The organism is Bradyrhizobium frederickii (assembly GCF_004570865.1).
Lineage (GTDB): Bacteria > Pseudomonadota > Alphaproteobacteria > Rhizobiales > Xanthobacteraceae > Bradyrhizobium > Bradyrhizobium frederickii.
In genome coordinates this window covers 334,743-352,945 of sequence record NZ_SPQS01000002.1, presented here as the reverse complement: position 1 = coordinate 352,945, position 18,203 = coordinate 334,743, and the positions used below count along the sequence as shown (strand labels likewise).

Annotated in this window: 16 protein-coding genes; 9 read left to right on the top strand and 7 right to left on the bottom strand. The window is 65.0% G+C overall.

All coding sequences use genetic code 11. The features are described from left to right. Positions 1–175: 175 nt before the first annotated feature. Positions 176–1,024 (bottom strand): VOC family protein, encoded by an 849-nt coding sequence (locus E4K64_RS04430; RefSeq protein WP_135162342.1) that lies wholly within the window; start codon positions 1,022–1,024, stop codon positions 176–178. A gap of 223 nt (positions 1,025–1,247) precedes the next feature. Between E4K64_RS04430 and E4K64_RS04425 the strand changes: the two genes are divergently transcribed. Beyond that, positions 1,248–2,141: a sugar kinase gene (locus E4K64_RS04425; RefSeq protein ID WP_126256500.1), complete on the top strand. Its 894-nt coding sequence runs from the start codon at positions 1,248–1,250 to the stop codon at positions 2,139–2,141. Positions 2,142–2,147: 6 nt separating this feature from the next. Further along, complete coding sequence (locus E4K64_RS04420) at positions 2,148–3,056, top strand: ribokinase (protein ID WP_135162341.1); 909 nt, start codon at positions 2,148–2,150, stop codon at positions 3,054–3,056. Between the two features lie 163 nt (positions 3,057–3,219). Here E4K64_RS04420 and E4K64_RS04415 read toward each other — a convergent pair whose 3' ends face one another. Then, on the bottom strand, positions 3,220–4,440 hold the full coding sequence (locus E4K64_RS04415; protein WP_135162340.1) for an NAD(P)/FAD-dependent oxidoreductase: 1,221 nt from the start codon (positions 4,438–4,440) through the stop codon (positions 3,220–3,222). Positions 4,441–4,667: 227 nt separating this feature from the next. Here E4K64_RS04415 and E4K64_RS04410 point away from each other — a divergent pair, with 227 nt between their 5' ends. Next, positions 4,668–5,462: an enoyl-CoA hydratase/isomerase family protein gene (locus E4K64_RS04410; RefSeq protein ID WP_135162339.1), complete on the top strand. Its 795-nt coding sequence runs from the start codon at positions 4,668–4,670 to the stop codon at positions 5,460–5,462. Further along, positions 5,459–6,040 carry a histidine phosphatase family protein gene (locus E4K64_RS04405; protein ID WP_135162338.1) on the top strand — a complete coding sequence of 194 codons (582 nt, stop codon included), beginning with the start codon at positions 5,459–5,461 and terminating at the stop codon, positions 6,038–6,040. The genes E4K64_RS04410 and E4K64_RS04405 overlap by 4 nt, the downstream gene beginning before the upstream one ends. 155 nt (positions 6,041–6,195) lie before the next feature. On the opposite strand, the gene E4K64_RS04400 is transcribed toward E4K64_RS04405, so the two are convergent. Then, positions 6,196–7,911, bottom strand: a complete 1,716-nt coding sequence (locus E4K64_RS04400; RefSeq protein WP_167771798.1) for an IlvD/Edd family dehydratase — start codon at positions 7,909–7,911, stop codon at positions 6,196–6,198. 287 nt (positions 7,912–8,198) lie between these two features. Continuing rightward, positions 8,199–9,992: a winged helix-turn-helix domain-containing protein gene (locus tag E4K64_RS04395; RefSeq protein ID WP_135162336.1), complete on the bottom strand. Its 1,794-nt coding sequence runs from the start codon at positions 9,990–9,992 to the stop codon at positions 8,199–8,201. A gap of 151 nt (positions 9,993–10,143) precedes the next feature. On the opposite strand from E4K64_RS04395, the gene E4K64_RS04390 reads away from it, so the two are divergent. The 4 genes from E4K64_RS04390 to mddA all read left to right on the top strand — a co-directional run bounded on the left by E4K64_RS04390 (position 10,144) and on the right by mddA (position 11,852). Next, complete coding sequence (locus E4K64_RS04390) at positions 10,144–10,449, top strand: nickel-binding protein (RefSeq protein ID WP_135162335.1); 306 nt, start codon at positions 10,144–10,146, stop codon at positions 10,447–10,449. 53 nt (positions 10,450–10,502) lie between these two features. Further along, complete coding sequence (locus E4K64_RS04385; RefSeq protein WP_135162334.1) at positions 10,503–10,718, top strand: hypothetical protein; 216 nt, start codon at positions 10,503–10,505, stop codon at positions 10,716–10,718. A 34-nt stretch (positions 10,719–10,752) separates the two neighbouring features. Next, entirely contained in the window at positions 10,753–11,010 is a 258-nt protein-coding gene (locus tag E4K64_RS04380) for a hypothetical protein (RefSeq protein ID WP_135162333.1), read from the top strand. A gap of 68 nt (positions 11,011–11,078) precedes the next feature. Then, entirely contained in the window at positions 11,079–11,852 is a 774-nt protein-coding gene (gene mddA, locus E4K64_RS04375) for a methanethiol S-methyltransferase (protein ID WP_135162332.1), read from the top strand. Between the two features lie 69 nt (positions 11,853–11,921). On the opposite strand, the gene E4K64_RS04370 is transcribed toward mddA, so the two are convergent. Continuing rightward, positions 11,922–12,746 carry an NAD-dependent epimerase/dehydratase family protein gene (locus tag E4K64_RS04370; protein WP_126256510.1) on the bottom strand — a complete coding sequence of 275 codons (825 nt, stop codon included), beginning with the start codon at positions 12,744–12,746 and terminating at the stop codon, positions 11,922–11,924. 90 nt (positions 12,747–12,836) lie between these two features. On the opposite strand from E4K64_RS04370, the gene E4K64_RS04365 reads away from it, so the two are divergent. Continuing rightward, positions 12,837–13,817 carry an SMP-30/gluconolactonase/LRE family protein gene (locus tag E4K64_RS04365; RefSeq protein WP_135162331.1) on the top strand — a complete coding sequence of 327 codons (981 nt, stop codon included), beginning with the start codon at positions 12,837–12,839 and terminating at the stop codon, positions 13,815–13,817. A gap of 313 nt (positions 13,818–14,130) precedes the next feature. On the opposite strand, the gene E4K64_RS04360 is transcribed toward E4K64_RS04365, so the two are convergent. Then, positions 14,131–15,561, bottom strand: coding sequence for an aldehyde dehydrogenase family protein (locus E4K64_RS04360; RefSeq protein ID WP_135162330.1), 1,431 nt, complete (start codon positions 15,559–15,561; stop codon positions 14,131–14,133). Positions 15,562–15,832: 271 nt separating this feature from the next. Beyond that, positions 15,833–18,196, bottom strand: a complete 2,364-nt coding sequence (locus E4K64_RS04355; protein WP_135162329.1) for a transketolase — start codon at positions 18,194–18,196, stop codon at positions 15,833–15,835. Between the last annotated feature and the right edge of the window lie 7 nt (positions 18,197–18,203).

The following is an 18,203-nucleotide window of genomic DNA, read 5'->3' as shown; positions in this document are numbered from 1 at the left end:
GCGGGCGAGCATTTGAGAACGATCTCGTGCCCCGAACGCAGTTTCGTAGGGTGGGCAAAGGCGCAAAGCGCCGTGCCCACGTCTTCTCGTCGAGCAGCCAAGACGTGGGCACGCTTCCGCCTTCGCTCTGCGAGCTACGGCGGACAAGTCGCTTTGCCCACCCTACGGGAGTCCCTCACTCCACCGGCTTCGGCGAGCGCTCCAAGAGCACCGTCTGCACGCCGCAGGTGCCGCTCCGCACCGTCATGATCCGCGTGCCCGGCTTGCGGCCGTTGCGCACTTCGCTGACGTCGAGGCCGGCAGCGATCAGGCGGGCGCGGGTGGCGTCGATGTCGGCGACACGCCAGCTCAGGCCCCACAGACGGTCATGCGCGAGGTCACTGCCGGCGACCGGCCGGCGGACCACCTCGACGATGAGGTCGCCGCAGCGGAAGAACATCAGCTGGCCCCAGTCCTGGTGGGAGCGGTCGAGCGCCAGATCGAGGCCGAGCCGCGCGCCGTAGAGCGCAGCGGCACGTTCGGAATCCTCGGTGGTGACCACGACGTGGTCGAGCGCGTCGATCGGCGCGATGTCGGTGGCGACCGAGAGCGGGCGCTCGTCGGCCAGCTCGAGGAAGAACATGCGCACGCCGCGCGTGAGTTCCGTGGCGGCGCGTGTGCGCTTCCAGTGCAGGACGTTGCCTGTTTCCGTGTCGCTGCTTTCGACCTCGGCGACCGGATCGGGGTTCAGGGCCACCCGCTCCAGCCGCCGGTGCATCCGGCTCATGTCCGCGACACGAAAGCACAGGCTGGCGAGCACCCCCTCCTGGTCATCGAGCAGTGCCCGCATGCGATCCGCCGTCACGCTGAAGCCGCTCGGCGCCATCAACTCGATCGTCATGTTTGCGAGGGTGAACAGCACGCGATCGGCGCCCTCGCCCGAGTTCTGCCAGGCCGGCGCGCGGGCGAGCAGCGTCTGGTAGGCCGCCTTGGCCGCCCCGATGTCCCTCACCAGAACGACGACATGATCGAGGCCCGTGATCATTCTTCCCCCTTTGATCGCCCCTTTCATGGCCCTGGAACCCATGGGCCGAAACACGGCGTTTGTCCGGACTTGGCATTGCCCGGTGATGGTCGTATTCCCTGACCATGCTGACCTCAAGCGCTTCGGGCGGCAGTTTTGCGAATAATTTCAGCGTCCCGCCGGAGCGGAACCGGTGCTACAGTAAGCGCACCGGCCGGGACCACAAGCGCATGACGGACAGGCAATGCAGGCTCTCTTCATCGGACAGACCTATATCGACGTCGTCTTCATCACCGACCACATGCCGAGCGGCGACGAAAAGCACGTGGCCTCGGACTACGCCGTCTCCTTCGGCGGCAACGCCGTGACGGCGGCGTTCTGCTGCGCCAAGCTCGGCATCGTGCCGGATCTCATCGCGACGGTGGCCAATGACTGGCTGGGACGCATGTTCCAGGACATGTGCGCCAAATACGCGATCTCGCTGCACGGGCGGAAGGTCAACCAGTCCTCGCTCTCCTTCATCATGCCCAAGGACGGCAAGCGCGCCATCGTCCGCTGCCGCGACGACGAGCACATCCATCCCTTTCCGATGCTCAATCTCGGCGGCTGCCGCGCGCTCCATGTCGACGGCCACCAGCCGGATGCGGCGATCCACTACGCAAAAGTCTGCCGCGAGGCCGGCATTCTGACCTCGCTCGACGGCGGCGGTCTGCGCACCAACACCCATGAGCTCCTGGAATTCATCGACGTCGCCATCGTCGCCGAGCGCCTGTGCGAGCAGATGGACCTGACGCCCGAGAAGATGCTCGACTACCTCAAGGGCCGCGGCTGCAAGATCGGCGGCGTCACCATGGGCGAGAAGGGCCTGTTCTGGTACGACGAGACCGGAACGGTGCAGGTGATGCCGGCGATGCCGATCCCGCGCGAGCGCGTGATCGACACCAACGGCGCCGGCGACGTCTTCCACGGCGCCTATGTCTATTCCTACCTCGCTCATCCCGGCAAAAGCTGGCGCGAGCATTTTGATTTCGCGAGGGCCGCCTCCACCTTCAAGATCCAGCGCCTCGGCAACGAGGCCGGTCTGCCGACGCTGGTCGATATCGCCAAGGTCAGGCACGAGTTCGAGGTCAGGGTGTAGATCCAGATGGGGCGCGTCTTCGTCGCGGGCAGCATCAACATGGATGTGGTGGCGACGGCCGATCGCCATCCGAAGGTCGGCGAAACCGTCGCGGGCCGGCAGGTGCTGTATTTTCCAGGCGGCAAGGGGGCGAACCAGGCGGTGGCGGCGTCACGCCTCGGCGCCGGGACGACGTTGATCGGGCGGCTGGGGAAGGATTCGTTCGGGGCCGAGCTGAAGACATTCCTCGGCGACCAAGGCATCGATCTCGGCTATGTCGTGGAGACGGCGGAGGCGCACACCGGCACGGCCATCATCACGGTCGCCGAGGCCGACAACACCATCGTCGTCATTCCGGGGGCGAACGGGCTGGTCGGCGCGGATGACGTCGAGGTCGTGCCGCTTCTGGCGGGCGACGTCGCGGTGAGCCAATTCGAGATTCCGCTGCCCAGCATTGCCGCGTTCTTCCAGCGGGCGCGCGCAGCTGGCACCGTCACCGTGCTCAACCCCGCACCGGCACAGAAGATATCCGGTGAGCTGCTCGCGCTGGTCGACATCCTCGTGCTGAACGAGACCGAGCTCGGCTTCCTCGCGGGCGTGAACCTGTCCGACAGCGACGAGGCTGGAAAAATCATCGGCGCCGCGCGAAAACTTCAGGTGCGCGAGGATCAGACCATCTGCGTCACGCTCGGCAAGCGCGGCGTGCTTGCGCTTGCCGGGCGCGAGGAGATCACCGTGCCGGGGCGCGCCGTGAAGGCGATCGACACCACCGGCGCCGGCGACTGCTTTGTCGGCGCGCTCGCCGCGCAACTTGCTGACGATGTGCCGTTGCGCACCGCGATCGCCTTCGCCAACGCCGCCGCCTCGATCAGCGTGCAGCGGATGGGCGCGGGGCCGTCGATGCCGACAGCAGCGGAGGTGGCGGCGGTTTTGTAGAGCGTCGCTTTCTTCACCTCGCCCCGCTTGCGGGGAGAGGTCGGATTGCATCGAAGATGCAATCCGGGTGAGGGGTACAGGTCTCGCGATCATCTCATCTGCGGAGAGAAGCCCCTCACCCCAACCCTCTCCCCGTAAGAACGGGGAGAGGGAGAAGTCCAACTCACGCCAGCGCGCTCTTCAGGTCGAAGCTTTCGTCCGCGGCCTGCTCCGGCGTGATCGAGCGGTCCATGGCCTGCAGGCGGCGGCCGAACATGTGGTCGCCGGCGCGGTTGATCGATTCGATGCCGAGCAGCCTGTCGCCCTTGTAGCAGAACGCCGAGAACGCCTTGTTCGCAGGGCTGCCGCGCAGCACGACGCGGTCGTAGCCGGTGGTCAGCCCTGCGATCTGGAGCTTGTCGTCGCCCTGGTCGCTCCAGAACCAGGGATGGCCGTCATAAGGCTTCTTGTCGCCGGTCAGCCGCGCCGCGAGGCAGCGGGCGTGGTCGGTCGCGTTCTGCACCGATTCCAGCCGCAGCGATCCGCCGAAGCGCGGACTGGCGAACAGCGCGCAATCGCCGATTGCGGAGATGTCGGGGTCGGCCGTCGAAAGATATTCGTCGACGATGATGCCGGCGGCGACCGGCAGCCCCGCCTCCGCCGCGAGCTCGATGTTCGGCAGCACGCCGACGCCGACCACGACGAGGTCGGCGGGCAGATGCCGTCCGTCGCTCAAGGACACGCCGGTGACCTTGCCGTTCTCGGCTTCGATCGAGGTCGCCTGCACGCCGAGGTGGATGCGGATGCCGGCCTCGCGATGCCGCGCCTGGAAATATTCCGACACCTCCGCCGTCACCGCCCGCGCCATCACGCGCGGGGCGAGCTCGAGCACGTCGACCTCGAGGCCCTTGATGCGCGCGGTGGCGGCGAATTCGAGGCCGATGAAACCGGCGCCGATGATCACGGCGCGCGTCTTCGAGGGCATGATCTGGCGCAGCGCCTCGCTCTCGTCGAGGATGCGCAAATATTTCACGTCGGGCAGGTTGGCATTGGGCAGATCGAGCAGCCGGTTGCGCGCGCCCGTCGCCAGCACGAGATGGCCGTAGCCAAGCGTTTCGCCGGAGACGAGATGCACTTTGCGCCCCGCGCGGTCGATCGAGGCCGCACGGCCGGCGATCAGCTCGATTTTCTGGTCGTGGTAGAACTTTTCGGGGCGGAACATCAGGCTCTCGGGACCGGCCGAGCCCTTGATGTAAGCCTTGGACAGCGGCGGCCGCTGATAGGGCAGATGCGCCTCGTCGTTGATCAGGCAGACGCGGCCTGCAAAGCCGGCCTGGCGCAGCGATGCCGCGACCTGGTAGCCGCCATGGCCGGCACCGACGATGATCACCGGACCGTCGCTCATTGGACAGCCCATTTCCGGAAGACACGAGCGTGACCCATGCCATCTCCTCTCGCTGATTTTGGTTGCTGACCTTACGAGGAGCCGGCGCTCGTGTCCGTCCCTTGGAAAAGGCCTGCCCATTTGAGCCTATCGTTCCCTCCAGTGCAAGGGTGCAGCGCGGGGATTGTCTCCCCCGCGCTTCTGCGATTTAGTCGCTCCCCACGACCCTCATGCCGGGGATATCCAGGATGCCAGCTCCCATCTCCCAGCCTGACGATCCCGCCTTGCTGCGGATCGACGGCCCGATCGCGACCATCACGCTCAACCGCCCCGCCGCGTTCAACTCGATCAACCTTGCGATTGCGCAGAAGCTCGAACAGCTCGCGGCGTATATCGAGGGCGACGACGCCATCAAGGTCTTGGTGATCGAGGGCGAAGGCCGCGCCTTCTCGGCCGGCGGCGATCTGCAGACGATCGGGGCGGCCGCCGAAGCAGGCACCGTGACGCCGGTCGTCGGCGAGCTCTTGAAGCACTATCATGCCTTCATCGAGATCGTCAGGCGCATGCCGAAAATCTCGCTGTCGAGCGTGCACGGCTCGGCCGCCGGCGCCGGCATGGGCCTCGCCTTCGTCACCGATCTCTGCATCGCCGCTGATGACGCCAAGTTCACGCCGGCCTATGCCAAGATCGGCGTGTCGCCGGACGGCGGCTCCACGGTCGGCATCGTCGGCACGGTGGGCTCGCGCCGCGCGCTGCAGATCTTCCTGTCCGAGGACAATTTTAGCGCGCAGCAGGCCTATGAATGGGGCCTGGTCGCGAAGGTCGTTGCCGCCGCGGACTTGAAGGCGGCGACGCGAAAGCTCGCCGAGCGCCTGGCGCAGAATCCGCCGGCGGCCATCGCCGGCACCAAGCAGCTGGTCTATCGGGCCGCGACTACGCCGGTGAAGCAGCAGCTCGATGCCGAGGAGCACAAGATCATCATGGCGATGAACACGGAGGATTTCCGCGTTGCCGTGAAGAAGTTCACGAGCAAGTCGAAGTGACACCCGCGCGTTCATTCTACGGCCTCCGCCACGGCGCCACCGACTGGAATCGTGACGGGCTATTCCAGGGACGAACCGATAATCCGCTGAACGAGGACGGCCTGCGGCAGGCGCACGCGGCCGTGGACATGCTGCGCAGGGCCGGCATCAACCGCATCGTCGCGAGCCCCCTGGTCCGCGCGGCGCGAACGGCCGAGGTCATCGCGGCCGCGATCGCGGTGCCGCTCGTGATCGACGACGGCATCATCGAGTTCGACTTCGGAAGCTTGGAGGGCCTGCCCGTCCGCGATCTCATGATCAGGCACGGTGTCAAGTCGGCGACGGATCTCGTCGCGATCCTGCCTGAGGACGGCGAAAGCTGGCACGCCATGACTGAACGGTCGCTGTGTTGTGTCTCCGCCTGGCTCGACCGTCACCCCGACGACAATTTTCTGTTCGTCTGCCATGACGCGGTGATGCAGGGCATGGCCAACGCGCTCTGCGGAAGCTATTTCAAGAACAGCCACGGCATCCCATTCCGTTACCTGCACGAGGCCGGACAATGGCGGGTCGAGCAGGTCGCTATTGCGGACAGATAGATCGGCAGCCTCGCGTAGCGCCTTCGCAAAGCTGACGCGGGCGAATTCGAGGCGATCAGCAGCACCAGCTCATCAGGCGGGCTTTCACAAGGTGGAGCACTTGCGGCTCTCCCAAGCTGCCCGCCACTTCAGCGGGCTGAGCGTTCGTCTTTCGGTCAGCTTGTCTCGGTCTTCCCAGTCCTCTGCATGAAATCGAAATCGCAGCCCTCGTCGGCCTGCATGATGGTCTCGTTGAACAACCAGGCGTAGCCGCGGCGTGCTGCCTCCGGCGCAGCAGTCGGCTTCAGGGCGGCACGGCGGCGCTCGAGCTCGGCCGCATCGACCAGCAGCTCGATGCTGCGCCTGGCCACATCCAGGCTGATCATGTCGCCGTTCTGCACCAGTGCCAGCGGCCCGCCCACAGCGGATTCCGGGGCGATATGCAGAACGATCGTGCCGAACGCGGTGCCGCTCATGCGCGCATCCGAAATGCGCACCATGTCCTTGGTGCCGCCGCGCGCGAGCTTCTTCGGGATCGGCAGATAGCCCGCCTCCGGCATGCCCGGCGCACCCTTCGGACCGGCATTGCGCAGCACCAGCACGTCGTCGGCGGTCACGTCGAGATCGGGATCGTCGACCCGCAAGGTCATGTCCTCGACGGATTCGAACACCACCGCGCGTCCGGCGTGCTTGAGCAGCTTCGGGCTCGCCGCCGATTGCTTGATGACGGCGCCGCGCGGCGCGAGGTTGCCGTGCAGCACGGCAAGGCCGCCTTCCTTCTTGATCGGATTGTCGCGCGAGCGGATCGCGTCCTGGCCGGGCACGTCTTCCGCATTGGCCACGACATCGCGCAGCGTCTGGCCGCTGATCGTCTTGGCATCGAGATCGACGAGGTCGCCGAGCTGCGCCAGCAGCTTCGGCACGCCGCCGGCGTGATGGAAATGCTCCATATAGTGCTCGCCGGACGGCTTCAGGTCGACCAGCACCGGCACCTCGCGGCCGATCTGGTCGAAGACCTCGAGGTCGAGCCGGTGCGGCGAGCGATGCGCCATCGCGGTCAGATGGATCAGGCCGTTGGTCGAGCCGCCGATCGCCTGAAGCACCACCTGCGCATTCCTGAAGGAGGCCGGCGTCAGCAGCTCGCTCGGCTTCGGCCCCTTGGTCTTGGCCATCTCGGCGGCAACCCGCCCGCTGGCCTCCGCCAAGCGGAAGCGTTCGGCGTGCGGTGCAGGAATCGTCGCGCTCATCGGCAGCGACAGGCCCATGGCTTCGATCATGCAGGCCATGGTCGAGGCCGTGCCCATCACCATGCAGGTGCCGACCGACGGCGCCAGACGCCCGTTCACCGCCTCGATCTCGGCATCGTCCATCTCGCCGGCACGATATTTCGCCCAGAGGCGGCGGCAGTCGGTGCAGGCCCCCAGCACCTCGCCCTTGTGATGGCCGACCACCATCGGGCCGACCGGAATCACCACGGTCGGAAGGTCGGCGCTGATCGCGGCCATGACCTGCGCCGGCAGCGTCTTGTCGCAGCCGCCGATCACGATCACCGAATCCATCGGCTGGGCGCGGATCATTTCTTCCGTGTCCATTGCCATCAGGTTGCGCAGATACATCGAGGTCGGATGCGCGAAGCTCTCGGCGATCGAGATGGTCGGGAACACGAATGGCATCGCGCCGGACAGCATCACGCCGCGCTTGGCGGCTTCGATGATCTGCGGGACGTTGCCGTGGCAGGGATTGTAGTCGCTATAGGTGTTGGTGATGCCGACGATCGGGCGCTCCAGCGCGTCGTCGGAATAGCCCATCGCCTTGATGAACGCCTTGCGCAAAAACAGGGAGAAGCCGGCATCGCCATAGCTCGTCAGACCCTTGCGCAAGCCACTCGTCATCATGCCACTCCTCGAGTTGCCATTGTGGTACAAGCTGCCCCTCGATTGTCAATAAGATTGGTCACCCTTAGCCGGACGACGAGTTGAACGCTGCCGGTGCCATCGACCTCGTAACCGTCGCATCGCGGCTGACAATTTGACGTTCATTGTCGTGGCTTTCGCTGTTGTGATCAACGCAACGGTCGCACAGATCAATGAGCGGGAGACTAGAGCAAGCGGCGCCGGCCAGCTACCCGGACCAAGAACCAGGCCGTTTGACAAATCGTGGCAAGGAGCACCGACGTCGGCTACGCAGCACGTTCCGCCGCTCGCGTATCGGCTTCGCGTCGCAAGGCAGCACACTCGGCCTCGAACTTCCGCGAGCCCAGTTCGCCGGCCGCGAGTTGCGCTGCATGAATTTCCGCCGACGCGCCTCGCACGTCATCATGCGCCAATTGCAGCCTTGCGATACGGAGTCTCAATCTGACGGCCTGCACTCGCCCGTCGATGCTCGACCACAGCTGTCGGGCCAGGTGCAGGTGCCGCAGCGCAGAGTCGTAGTCGTTGCGCACATCGGCGAGAACCGATTGCGCTTCGTTCGTCAATGCCCGGATCGACGGCATCGGCCATCGGTCGGGGCTTCCGGACAGCTCTTCGATCAGCTCGAGGGCCTGCTCATGGCGACCTGTATGCGCGGCGGCGAGCGCCAAATGCGCAAATAGGATCCCTCGCCTCTGCAAGGTCCACCAGGTCTTTCCGATCAAGCTACGTTCGAGACTGGCATAGGCGGCTTCCGCCTCACCACGTTCCAGCAAGAGCATGGCCCGGCCGGGCTCAGGGCACCAGCCGAAAGCATAGGCCCTTTCATAGGCTTCGAGAGCGGCGTCGTCGTTGCCGATCGCAGCATGGATGTCGGCCAGCACGCGATTGGCATCGCCGATCGCCCATGGAGCATCGCTGGTGAGCCGTGCCAGCGAATCTTGAATGCGCGACAAGGCTTCACCAAGCGAGCCTCTGACGCCGAGAACTTCGGCCCGATGGAGCTGGCACGAGCCGGTCAATTCCATCCCGCTCTCGGTGCAATATTTCTGGTAGCCCAGCGTCCACTGGTCGGCTCTCGCCCAATCCCCGAACATCCGCGCGGCCCACAGGATGTTGCAGTAGAGGATGCCTCCGATGATCGGATCGATATCGCCGCTGGAGAGCGCCATCGCGGCGGCAAGGTCCTGATCCGCTAGTCCTGCGCGAGTATCTCCCAGACACAACCGGTAGAACCCGCGATAGGCAAGACTCAGCGCCTCGATGCCAACAGCGTCCTTGTGACGGACCGTGCTGTAGGCGACATCGGCAAGCGAAAGCGCTTGTTCAGGCTCGCCGTCGAACGCGGCGACCTTCGACTTCATCCAGAGTGTCAACGCGGTCGTGGCCGGATTTTCGATCTCGGAGGCCCAATCTTCAGCACGGGCCAGCCAGCCCTTGGCAATCGCCGCCTGGCCGCGCTCGAAGTGCAAGCCGGAGAGTGTGACGGCGTCGACGACAGCCGGCGGCACGTTGCCGGCCCTGATATGGGCGGCAACCGCGCGAGCCAAAACAGGAACTGCTGCATCGGCCTTGCCGGTGCATTGCAGAGCCAGCGCCCACTGGTGCAAGTCCGCGCCATCGAGGGAATCGGCGATATCGGCGGTCTCGAACAGCGCCGCGGCCTCGCTCCAGGCCTGTGCGGCAGCAGCGCTTCGCGCTTGCGCTCGCACGTCCGCGGCTTGCTCGTCCGTCGTCCCAGGAGCGGCAACCTGCAGCTCCGATGGACCTTCGATGCAGAAACGATATCCTCTGCCCGGCATATTCCGGATGGCGCTGTCCATGCCGCCCTTGCGCAGCACGCCGCGCAGCATGCTCACCGCTCGCTGCAGCGAGTTGTCCGTGACCGTTACGTCAGGCCAGAGCGCCTCGAGCAGTTCATCCTTGGTGACGACCCGATCCCGGTTGCGCATCAGGTAGACCAGCAGATCGAACACACGCGGCTGCAACGCGACTTCCTGCTGCGCGTGCATCAGCGCACGGCCCGCTTCATCCAGCTCGAAGGGTCCAAACCTGAGGGTCATATCGTTAAGTCCGGGCAAGGCGGAAAAGGTTCAGACAAGGATCAGGCAATGATCAGGCCACAGTAAGGACGGTCAGCACCGGTCGCGCCTATAGCTCCTCACGGCCTCGGATTGCTCCCGACCCGCAGGCAACAACCCTGAGGAGATATTGATGGAACTCTATGTCATTCGCCGCCCAAGCGCTTGGGCGAACCTGAGCGAACTGGAAGCCGCCGGCGCGAAGTCCGCGCGGATCGGCAACGAGCAAATGTCTGACCGCGTCCGCTGGATCCGCAGCTATGTGGTTCACGAGGCGGACGGCCGCATCGGCACCTTCTGCATCTACGAGGCGCGCGATGGGGATTCGATCCGCGAGCATGCGCGGCGCGTCGGCATGCCCGGCGAGGAATTCTACAAGGTCGGCACCACCGTGGTCGTTCGCGCCGATCCCATCCAGCAGACGGCGGCTGCCGAATAGCAGATCAGCGCGGGCGCCGTCCTCGACTCGTAATTCCGTGAAAGGATTAGGAAATGTCCATTCAGTCTCAGGCGCCGCCCGCACTGAGCCTCCCGCGGCGATATCTCGCCAGCATCCTGCTGCGGCTTCGCCGGCTCATCAATCGGTCGGTCGCCAGCATGCTGGCGAACCGCGAGAAGGCCGCAATGCAGTTCGCGAAGGGCTGCGACGGCACCACGGCGCGCGATGGCAGCACGGCTCGAGACACGTTTCACCATCAGAGGATTTGATTCCCAGCAACCGTTTTAAATCGAGGAAATAATCATGAGTTCTTTTTCCCAATCCGACGCTTCCGAAGCCAAGACCTCCGATTTCAGGAATTTCAGGCCTGGAGAGTTCAAGTCCAGAACCGCCGCGCTGGCGATCGGCACGACCGGTGCCGTCCTCATCTCGCTTGCTCTGGCGTCGGCTGCAACGACGTTCGACGACCGTCGCACCGAAGGCGTGAGTGGCGGCGCAACGGCCCAGAAAAGCCCCGGCAAATGCAAGGCCGCGGCGGTTCCGACAACCTTTGCAATGTGACGAAGGCAACAGTGGCACGCCCACTGATCAGCCATTCAATCCTTCACCACGAAACTGGAAACTCTATCATGTCCATCACCATGCATAACGGACCTGTTCAGACCGCAAGCTCGCTGGCGGCCCGGAGCTTCGTGCTCGGCTACGGCGTGCTCGCTTATCTCATCTTCTTCGTGACCTTTCTCTACGCCGTCGGTTTCATTGCGCAGCTCGTCGTGCCCAAGACAATCGACAGCGGCGCGACAGGCTCGACCGGACAGGCCCTCATGATCGACCTCGCGCTGATGTCGCTCTTCGCCGTCCAGCACAGCGGCATGGCGCGCCAGGGCTTCAAGAAGCTGTTCGCCGCCTTCGCCTCGCCCGCGCTCGAGCGCAGCACCTACGTGCTGCTGGCAAGCCTGAGCCTGATCCTGCTGTTCTGGCAATGGCGGCCCATCACGGCCATCGTTTGGGAGATCGAGACGCCGATGGCAGCTTACGCCGCGGTCGCCGGAAGCTTCGCCGGCTGGCTCATCGTGCTGTACAGCACGTTCCTAATCAGCCATTTCGAGTTGTTCGGACTGACGCAAGTCGTCAGCCACTTTGCGGGGCGGCTCGCCGAACCGATGAAGTTCAGGACGCCCGGCCTCTACCGCCTGATCCGTCATCCCATCTACCTCGGCTTCATCATCGCATTCTGGTCGACGCCGATCATGACGTTCGGGCACATGCTGTTCGCGATGGTGACGACGGCCTACATCTTCGTCGGCATCTGGCTGGAGGAGCGCGATCTGATTACGCTGTTCGGCGACCAATACCGCCACTATCGGCAGAAGGTGGCAATGTTGATCCCGGGCCTGTTCTGATCCAACGCGACTATACGGTGAGAGCGGCCAGGCAGAGCCCGGCCGCTCTTACCATGTCGAACGCGTTGCCTAGCGCTTATTCCAATCAATGATCCGGCCCGGATCGGCGTCGAACTCCATGCTGCAGAACGTGCCGCCCTGGAAATAATCGCCGACCGGATCCGGCTTCAGCTTGGCCTGCTCGGCCATGGCGTGCTCGCGGAAATCTTCGGCGCGGCCCGTGGGGCGATAGCCGAATTCGTAGGCGCGGTGGTTGTCCCACCAGGCGCGCTCGTTGTGGGAGGCGCCATAGAAGATTTCGAAATGGATGTCGGGATGCTCGAGCCCGATGCGACAGAGCTGCACGAGATCGTCGGGCTTGAGCCAGATCGAGAGCCGGCGCTGGTCGAGCGGCATGTCGCCGAAATTGCCGATGCGCAGGCACGTCACCTTCAGCCCATGCTTGTCGGCGTAGAGCGCACCGACGGCTTCGCCGAACACCTTGCTGACGCCATAGCGCCCGTCGGGGCGCGGGGTGACGTCGGTGCCGATCTTGTGGTGGCGCGGATAGAAGCCGACGGCGTGGTTCGACGAGGCGAACACCACGCGCTTGACGCCCTTGCGGTAGGCGGCCTCGAACAGATTGTAGCCGCCGATGATGTTGGCCTGGAGGATCTGATCCCAGGTGCCTTCGACCGAATAGCCGCCGAAATGGATAATGCCGTCGACGCCCTCGCAGATCGCCTCGCATTGCGCGAGATCGGCGAGGTCCGCCGCCTTGAACTTTTCGTTGGCGCCGAGATCGGCCGGCGGCTTGATGTCGGAGAGCAGGAGATCCGGATAGATCGGCGGCAGCAGTTTTCGCAGGCTCGTGCCGATTCCGCCCGAAGCTCCCGTCATCAAAATACGCGGCATTGTCGTCCCTCGCCTGTGGTGACCGATTTGCGGTCACATGTCTCTAATGATAGCAGGTTTGTCCAGAGGGAACGAAACGAGAGAACCGACATGAATGAGGCATCGTCCCACTCCTCTGATGGCCGACAAGGCTGGCGGCCGGCGACCTATTATCCTGATCCCGCGATCAAGGCACTCGATCCCCGTTTCGAGAAATACTGGCTGAAACTGTCGGCGGTGGAGCGGATCGCGACCGGCCTGCGCTGGGCCGAAGGGCCGGTCTGGTTCGGCGATGGGCGCTACCTTCTTTGCAGCGACATCCCGAACCAGCACATCATCAAATGGGAGGAGGAGACCGGCGCAGTCAGTGTGTTCCGCAAACCCTCCAATTTCGCCAACGGCAACACGCGCGACCGGCAGGGCCGGCTCGTCACCTGCGAGCACGGCGGACGGCGCGTGGTGCGCACCGAGTATGACGGCAGCATCACCGTGCTGATCGATCAATTCAACGGCAAGCGGTTGAACTCGCCGAACGATGTCATTGTTAAATCGGACGGCTCAATCTGGTTCACCGATCCGACCTTCGGCCTGCTCGGCAATTACGAGGGCTACAAGGCCGAGCCTGAGATCGAGCCGAACGTCTACCGGCTCGATCCCGCGACCGGCAAGGCGACCATCGTCGCCGAGGGCGTGCTCGGGCCGAACGGGCTGTGCTTCTCGCCGGACGAGACAATCCTCTACGTCGTGGAATCACGCGGCGTGCCGAACCGCAAGATCCTCGCCTACGACGTCTCGGCCGACGGCACCACGATCTCCAACAAGCGTGTCCATATCGATGCCGGCCCGGGCACGCCGGACGGCATGCGCTGCGATATCGACGGCAACCTCTGGTGCGGCTGGGGCATGGGCGACCCCGAGCTCGACGGCGTTGTCGTGTTCGCGCCCGACGGCGTCATGATCGGCCGCATCGCCCTGCCCGAGCGCTGCGCCAACGTCTGCTTCGGCGGACTCAAGCGCAACCGCCTGTTCATGGCGGCGAGCCAGTCGATCTACGCGCTGTATGTGAACACGCAGGGAGCGGTGGGGGGATAGGCGCTGCATTGACGGTCTCGTAGGGTGGGCAAAGGAGCGCAAGCGACGTGTCCACCATCCCTCGCGGGCGCGAAGACGTGGGCACGCTTCGCTTTGCCCACCCTACGGCACTGCTCGTTCATCGCGCTTTCACTGGCGTCATTCCGTGGCGCGCCTCTTCGGCGCGAGCCCGGAATCCATTGTGCAGCAGAGACTGCGGACAAATGGATTCGGGGTTCGCCGCTGACGCGACGCCCCGGAATGACGAAAAGAGATCAACAAAAACGCCGGAGCGGTTGCCCGCTCCGGCGTCATGTTCGTCAGTCGCGAACGCTTACGCCGCGTTGAAGCCGGCGACGGCCTTCACTTCGAGGAAATCCTCGAGGCCGAACTTGCCCCATTCGCGGCCGTTGCCGGACTGCTTGTAGCCGCCGAACGGCGCGGTGCGGTCGTTGGGCACGCCCTGGAGGTTGACGTTGCCGGCGCGGATCTGGCGGCCGACGCGCTTGGCGTCATCGACCGACGGACCGTAGACATAGCCCGCGAGGCCATAGGGCGTGTCGTTCGCGATCTTGACCGCGTCGGCTTCGTCCTTGGCGCCGATGATGGTCAGCACCGGTCCGAAGATCTCTTCGCGCGCGATCGTCATGTCAGGCGTGACGTCGGCGAAGATGGTCGGACGGACATAGAAGCCCTTGTTGACGCCTTCGGGCAGACCCGGGCCGCCGGCGACAAGGGTTGCGCCCTCGTCGATGCCCTTCTTGATCAGGCCCTGGATCTTGTCCCACTGACCGCGGTTGACGACCGGGCCGATGGTGGTGCCTTCGGCGCGCGGATCGCCCGCTTTGGTCTTGTCGGCGACGGCCTTCGCGATCGCGGCGACTTCCTTCATCTTGGACAGCGGCACGATCATGCGCGAGGGTGCGTTGCAGGACTGGCCGGAATTGTTGAACATGTGCATCACGCCGCCTGTCACCGCCTTCGTGAGGTCGGCGCCTTCGAGGATGACGTTCGGCGACTTGCCGCCCAGCTCCTGGCTGACGCGCTTCACGGTCGGCGCCGCGCGCTTGGCAACATCGATGCCGGCGCGGGTCGAGCCGGTGAAGGAGATCATGTCGATATCGGGGTGCTCGCTCATGGCGGCGCCGACCTCGGGGCCGAGGCCGTTGACGAGGTTGAACACGCCCTTCGGCACGCCGGCTTCATGCAGGATTTCCGCGAAGATCAGCGCCGAGGTGGGGGTGAACTCGGAGGGTTTCAGGATCATGGTGCAGCCGGCGGCAAGCGCGGGCGCGACCTTGCAGGCGATCTGGTTCAGCGGCCAGTTCCACGGCGTGATCATGCCGACCACGCCGATCGGCTCGCGCAGCACCATGGCGGTGCCGACCGGCTCCTCGAAATGATAGTTCTTGAGCACGTCGAGCGTGGTCATGAGATGGCCAAGGCCGGCGCCGGCCTGGAGCTTCTCCGCCATCGGCAGCGGCGCGCCCATCTCGTCGGAAACGGCGGCGCCGATCTCCTTGAGCCGGCCCTTGTAGACCTCGATGACCTTGCTGAGCAGCGCGACGCGCTCCTCGCGGCTGGTCTGGGAGAAGGTCGCGAAGGCGCGCTTGGCGGCGGCAACCGCCTTGTCCACGTCGGCCTTGGAGCCCAGCGCAACCTCGTACATCGCCTCTTCCGTCGCCGGATTGACCACGGCGGTGGACTTCTTGACGACGGGATCGACCCAGGCGCCGTCGATGTAGAATTGCATGCGATTGACCATCGTTAACCTCTTCTTGGGGGCATGGTGGGGGCGTTTCGGCCGGCATCCTTGCACGAAAGCGCCAGCAATTGAACCCGCCATATGCGGGCCAGCGTTGCGGCGGACGGTGGTATATGAGCCGATGGCGGGAACGTGGCAAGGTTCTATCAGCCGTCATTCCGGGGCGCGCGGAGCGCGAGCCCGGAATCCATTTCACCACCTGCCCTGACGCCCAATGGATTCCGGGTTCGATGCTTCGCATCGCCCCGGAATGACAGGATGGTTACCCCGCCTACACCGCCATCTTCCGGTGCAGCACCGGCGCGCCGGTGGTCAGGCTTTCGGCCGCATCGATGATGGCGTTGGCGTCGATGCCGTAGTGCCGATAAAGGTCCGCGATGCTGCCGGTCTGGCCGAACTGCTCGACGCCGAGCGCCTCGACGCGATGGCCGCGGACGCCGCCGAGCCAGCCGAGCGCGGACGGATGACCATCGATCACGGTCACGATGCCGCAGTCGCGCGGCAGCGGCGCCAGCAGTTTCTCGACGTGGCTGAGATGCTGCACGCCGCGGCGGTCGCGGCGCAATTTCCGCGCGGCGGTCCATCCTGCGTGCAGACGATCGGCCGAGGTGATCGCGAGCAGGCCGACATCGCGGCGGCTCTCGCCGACGAAACCGGTGGCCTCGATCGCCTCGGGCGCGACCGCGCCGGTATAGGCGATCACGACCTCGGCATTCGGGCCCGGCTTGCGCAGCCAGTAGGCGCCGTCGGTGATGCCCTGCTGCAGCTCCGGTGTCATGATCCGCTGCACCTGCTCGATGCTGCGCGTCGAGAGCCGCAAATAGACCGAGCCACCCTCGCCCGGCTCGCGCTGCATGTGCTGGAAACCCCACCCCATGATCACGGCGAGTTCGTCGACGAAGGCCGGCTCGAACGAGGCGAGCCCGTCCTGCGCCATGCCGATCAGGGGCGTCGCGATCGACTGGTGCGCGCCGCCTTCGGGCGCGAGCGTGATGCCCGACGGCGTCGCCGCCACCATGAAGCGTGCATCCTGGTAGCAGGCGTAGTTCAACGCATCGAGGCCGCGCTCGATGAAGGGATCGTAGAGCGTGCCGACCGGCAAGAGCCGCTCGCCGTTGATCTGGTGCGAGAGGCCCAGCGCCGAGAGCATGATGAACAGGTTCATCTCGGCGATGCCGAGCTCCAGATGCTGGCCCTTGGGCGAGGCGTCCCAATTGTAGGTGGAGGGAATTTTCTCGCTGCGGAATAAGTCGGCCTTCTCGGCGCTGGCGAACAACCCGCGCCGGTTCACCCAGGGGCCGAGATTGGTCGAGACGGTGACGTCGGGCGAGGTCGTGACGATGCGCCTTGCCAGATCGCTGTCCCCGCGGGCGATCTCGTTCAGCACGAGGCCAAAGCCCTGCTGGGTCGACATCTGCGGCGACGGCTTGAAGGCGAGCTGGGCGGGCACCTCGATCACAGGCGCAGTCAGGCGGCGGCCGTCCTGGTTGAACGGCACGCGTGCGAGGAATGCGTCAAGCTCGGCGGCGGATTGCGCCAGGCCCTCGTACCTGTCCCATTCATGGCCGGGCCGGATGTTCTGGCTGTCGCGATATTTCTCCATCTGCGCGACCGTCATCAGGCCGGCATGGTTGTCCTTGTGGCCCTGGAACGGCAGGCCGACGCCCTTGATGGTGTAGGCGATGAAGCAGACCGGGCGATCGTGATCGATGGAGTCGAACGCCTCCAGCATGCTGGCCATGTCGTGGCCGCCGAGATTCGACATCAGTGCCAAGATCTCGTCGTCGCTGCGCTTGTCGATCAGTTTGGTGATCGGGCCCTGGTCGCCGATCTCGTCGTGCAGATGCTTGCGGAAGGCCGCGCCGCCCTGGAAGCACAGCGCGGCGTAGAGCGCGTTCGGGCAATTGTCGATCCAGCGCTTCAGCGCCTCGCCGCCGGGTTCGGCGAAAGCTTCGCGCATCAGGCGGCCGTATTTGACGATGACCACGTCCCAGCCGAAATTGCGGAACATGGTCTCGAATTTTTCCCAGAGTCCCTCGCGCACGACGGCGTCGAGCGACTGGCGGTTATAATCCACCACCCACCAGGTGTTGCGCAGGCCATGCTTCCAGCCCTCCGCAAGCGCTTCGAAGATGTTGCCCTCGTCCATCTCGGCGTCGCCGACGAGGGCGATCATCCGCCCTTCGCGGCGGTCCTTCATCCAGCCATGCGCCTTGACGTAGTCCTGCACCAGCGAAGAGAACAGCGTCTGCGCGACACCGAGCCCGACCGAGCCGGTCGAGAAATCGACGTCGTCGACGTCCTTGGTGCGCGAGGGATAGGACTGCGCGCCTTTGAAGCCGCGGAAATTCTCGAGCTTCTCGCGGCTCTGCCGGCCGAACAGATATTGGATGGCGTGGAACACCGGGCTCGCATGCGGCTTCACCGCGACGCGGTCCTCGGGCCGCAGCACGTGGAAGTACAGCGCCGACATGATGGTGGCGAGCGAGGCCGAGGAAGCCTGATGCCCGCCGACCTTGAGGCCGTCCGCATTGGGGCGGATGTGATTGGCATGGTGGATGGTCCAGGACGACAGCCACAGCGCCTTGCGGCTGAGGGCGGTCAATGTGTCCAGGCGGGCGGAATCGACGGGCATGGCAATG